3 protein-coding genes and 1 pseudogene are annotated in these 3919 nt (G+C 60.1%); 3 read left to right on the top strand and 1 reads right to left on the bottom strand.

Going from position 1 to position 3919, the window contains the following annotated elements; genetic code table 11:
* Positions 1-433: 433 nt before the first annotated feature.
* Both G3T14_RS23305 and G3T14_RS23300 read left to right on the top strand, forming a co-directional pair.
* Entirely contained in the window at positions 434-1183 is a 750-nt protein-coding gene (locus G3T14_RS23305; protein WP_246733516.1) for a hypothetical protein, read from the top strand.
* Between the two features lie 243 nt (positions 1184-1426).
* Complete coding sequence (locus G3T14_RS23300) at positions 1427-1726, top strand: hypothetical protein (RefSeq protein ID WP_163644876.1); 300 nt, start codon at positions 1427-1429, stop codon at positions 1724-1726.
* 399 nt (positions 1727-2125) lie between these two features.
* Here the strand turns inward: G3T14_RS23300 and G3T14_RS23295 are convergent, their stop codons facing one another.
* Complete coding sequence (locus G3T14_RS23295) at positions 2126-3010, bottom strand: cobalamin B12-binding domain-containing protein (RefSeq protein WP_163644875.1); 885 nt, start codon at positions 3008-3010, stop codon at positions 2126-2128.
* A 453-nt stretch (positions 3011-3463) separates the two neighbouring features.
* Here G3T14_RS23295 and G3T14_RS23290 point away from each other — a divergent pair.
* Positions 3464-3865: pseudogene (locus G3T14_RS23290) on the top strand (IS6 family transposase); the annotation flags it as partial.
* Between the last annotated feature and the right edge of the window lie 54 nt (positions 3866-3919).

Below are 3919 nucleotides of genomic sequence, written 5' to 3'. Positions count from 1 at the left end.
GTTCCGGATTTGTCCGCCTATGCGTATCAGGTGGGCCGGTTCGTTCGTTCTGGCCTAGCTGTCGATCGACCGATGAGGTTCATCGCGGCCTCGGCCAACCGCAACGGCTAACGTCGTGCATCATCGGCCGTCTCTGACATGTCCTTACCGTTGACTTAACCCTGCTCGCCGGCCGACATGCCATGTCCGGCCGCTCTCGTTCACGCGAGTCGTGAGCCGGCATCAGGAGAGATCACCGCCGCGAGATAGACCCTGAAACGACTACGGCCCCCCTGTCGCCAAACAGGAGGGCCGCGAAATCGATGGGCTTGTGAGAGCCGCGTTACAGCCCCTCACAAGCCATAGAGCACCCTCGGGTGTCAAGCGGGAACGCCAGTTCCCGCATCGAGAAGTCGTGCCTTGTGCCTGCCGCGGCCCGAAAGGGTTGGGGATAATGTTTCACGCCGCTATGAAGGCCGCGATCGAAGATGCGCGGACGCTCGCGCAGATGGACGAGCTATCCCGCCAGGTCTGGCAGGGGCACGGCTTAGGCGCTTTGGCTGATGAGGAGGCCCAAGCGCTCGCCGAACGCCTCCACGGGCGGCGTAGCGCGATCCGTGAGGGCATCCGGCCAGTTGGCATCCCTGCTGGCCGGGCAAGCCTGTTCCCGCCCCGCAGGCACGTCGCCGCCCCCGACAGGACCGCGTCGCGCGACCGTCGCCGATTGCTAGCTTGCTCGGGACCGATGCCGCCCGCGTTGGCATCCAAATTCACAACGGGCCAGCTCGCCGTCCTGCGCATCGTTGGCGACGAGGTGGCAGCCAAGGGCGTGTGCGGCCTCTGCATCGACGCTATCGCGGCAAGGGCCGGGGTATGCCGGCGACTTGCCCAGGCCGCGATCCGCCTTGCCGAGGGCGATGGGCTGGTAACGATCGAGGAGCGCCGTCACGAGGGCCGGAAGAACTCGCCCAACCTGATCCGCGTCATCAGCCGCGAGTGGCAGGCGTGGATGCGGCGAGGCGGAAGCCAGAAGCGCAACGGTTGCGTATTTGAAGGCGCCGGATCTGGCGAGCGCGCCCCGCAGTCAACCGGCATAGGGTGCAGAACGATTCACCCCACGGATAAGAGGATAATTACGGGGACAATTCGCCCAGCGGGAACGTCGAAGAAGCTGCCGGAACGGCAGGGTTCGACCCAACCATGAGAGGCCGACTGGAATTCGCGCGACTGGTACGACCGGGGAAGCCATGCAGGTGACGCATCCAGGCGGGCGGTATGACGAACGATGGTAGGAGGCGGCACGCTCAAGGCCGTGCGATCGGAATCAGCACGAAAAAGGCTCTGCCCTCGTGCAGTCGCGCGTTTCTAGATCGGCGGGTGGGTTTCGGTTGCGGAGGTAGCCAGGCGGCACCACCTCAGTTCAACAGAGGAACACTCATGGATTGGCATGGCGCGCTTCATCGCAATCGAAAAAATTACAGGCCGGGTCTACGGCGATACGGCGCGCCTTGGTCCCGCAGGCAATGTTGCTTCACCCGCTGACGCGGTCTGTTTGTTTGATCGGAAGTACGGCCGGGCATCTCGGGGCTTCGGATTTGTCGGACCCGCGAGCAAGGCAGCTACTTACGATGTATACGAAATCGAGCGCCCCAGTTCCGCTAAAGCTACAGCCAACGACGCCGAGGCGCACGCTCTCGTTCAAGAACATGGATCGTGGGTGGTCGCGCTAGTGACCTACAATTCCTAGCCAGAATAACGTTTCCAGCACTGACTACCTGGCAGCTCGGGCATGTCGCAAACCGAGATCTAGGCCGTAGGCGAAGGCGGTTAGCCAAGCCTGAACCTACTGCAGCCCCACATTCCCGGAGCCGGAGTCGTATCGCATAACGTGCACTTTGACATCAGCCCCCCGGACGCAACTGTGCACCAGCGTGTTAGACCTCGTCTCTGCGCCTCAGCTTCGCGACGATGGCGTTGAGGATCATGGGCGGTCTTCATAACCGAAGGCGCAATGCAGGCCGTATGGTCAATGTGGCGTTAACGCTACGCGTTTGTGACAGGTCCACTGGAACTCGAATCGTTCGAAGCGGCAGCATAGGCCGATCAGGTCCCGCGCGCGATTTCCGAATAAACGAAACAAACTTCGTTAGACTGACATGCCGATGTCAAGAAGCCGCTGCGCGAGAAGCACCGCCGTTGGCGCATCCACGGCTGATGCGTCGGCTCCAACTCGCTCGACAAGCTCAGGGTGCTGTAGGAACAGCGGACCGCCGACCATAACGCCGATTGTCCTGTTGCACGAGGCTCGGCGTACGGCCTGGATCGATGCTGCGACCTGATCGACATGGCTGTCGCAGCTGATCGCTAGCCCGACAACGCCGAACCATTCCGATGCGACGAGATTGGCGATTTCTTCGGAACTGGAGGCAAGACCCTTAAAGACCTGCCACCCTGCTCGTTGCAGGAATTGTTCGACTATCGCGAGGCCGAGCGAGTGCTTCTCTCCAGGGGCTCCCATCAGGAGCACACGGCGCCTTTTATTTATTGTCGTGCTATTTTCCTCGATGCCGAATTTAGATACTAATATCTGTAGGCGGGAGACACCCGTAGTTACCTCGATAAAATCGCATAGATCCTCATCCCAAAGCCGACCTAGCAACACAGCCGACGGTGAGAGGAGATCGACGAACAAGGTGCTGGCCGAATACCCCTTAAACATTAGAAGTTCGAATACGTCGGTGGCTTTAGAAATGTCTGGTCCCAGTAACAGCTGCGTAAACTCGGAGATCAGCTCACTGTCGGGCTTTGTGAGGGATTTGTCTTCCTCAACAGTAACCATCAGCGCAGGATGCAGCAGCATCAACCGCGGAATGATTTCTGTCTGAACGACAACACTCAGCGCCACAGCGCGTTGGCGAGCAGCGACGGCGGAACGCCTACGAGCGTAAGCCTGTAGAACGGCTTCTGTCCGATCACGCTCAGCCGCTGACCCGTGCGCCCACGCAGTGTTGGACGAAGTGAGGTTTTGCATTGCTCCCCCCTACTCAGGTCCGATTTCTCGGTAAACCTGCTTATGGCCTGACCGTTGACCGGTTGTTTGAAGGTATGAGAGCGTCAAAATTGTAGAATGTAAAGCTGGCAGGAACGAGGTGGGTTGGCGTCAACCGGCTCGTTAGGAATAACCGCTCAGCTTGCCGCTCCGCTCCCCGGCGTAAAAAAACGATCGGAAACCCGACACAGAACCATGCCAGAAAACGCTGTTTGGAAATCAAAATTCCTAAGCAGTACTGGCTGTGTGGGCGTTATCGAGCTGGGGATACCGACCGCATCAAACACAAAGTATTAGCGAGTCGCTGAGCAAACATGCGGGAAAGGCGAGCTGGTGCGGGCATTTTGCGGGCCTGTCGCAAACGCGAACGCGCGTTCGTTTACGCGTCGTTAAGCATACCCACCGAGCTTGCCGCCTCCGCTCTGGAGTCGGCCCATGATCCTGTCCGCCATCGCCGCGAAGCTGACGCAGCGCGCCAAAGCCGACTTCAAGGGCCGGCACTACGAGGCAGCGCTCATCGTCCAGGCCGTCTCCTGGTACCTGCGTTACCCACTGAGCTACCGTGACATCGAGGAGATGTTCCTGGAACGCGGCCTGGAGGTCGATCACAGCACCCTGAACCGCTGGGTCCTGGCCTACGCGCCACTGATCGAGAAGCGGCTGCGAGCTTTCCGCAAGCCACATTGCGGCTCCGTCCGCATCGACGAGACCTACATCAAGGTGCGCGGCGAGTGGCGCTACCTCTACCGGACCGTCGACAAGCACGGCAATCCGGTCGACTTCCTGCTGACTGCCCGGCGCGATCTCGAAGCGGCCAAACGCTTTTTCCGCAAGATGGGGTCACTGCAAGAAAGTGATCTGAGCGTACGCTAAGGGCGAACGGACAGGGAA

The sequence above is a fragment of the Methylobacterium sp. BTF04 genome, assembly GCF_010692745.1.
GTDB lineage: Bacteria > Pseudomonadota > Alphaproteobacteria > Rhizobiales > Beijerinckiaceae > Methylobacterium.
This window is presented reverse-complemented; position numbering and strand designations above follow the sequence as displayed.

Coding starts and splice junctions, on each gene's coding strand:
- G3T14_RS23300 (WP_163644876.1), top strand. CDS start 1,427: ATGGCGCGCTTCATCGCAATCGAAAAAATTACAGGCCGGGTCTACGGC.
- G3T14_RS23305 (WP_246733516.1), top strand. CDS start 434: ATGTTTCACGCCGCTATGAAGGCCGCGATCGAAGATGCGCGGACGCTC.
- G3T14_RS23295 (WP_163644875.1), bottom strand. CDS start 3,010: ATGCAAAACCTCACTTCGTCCAACACTGCGTGGGCGCACGGGTCAGCG.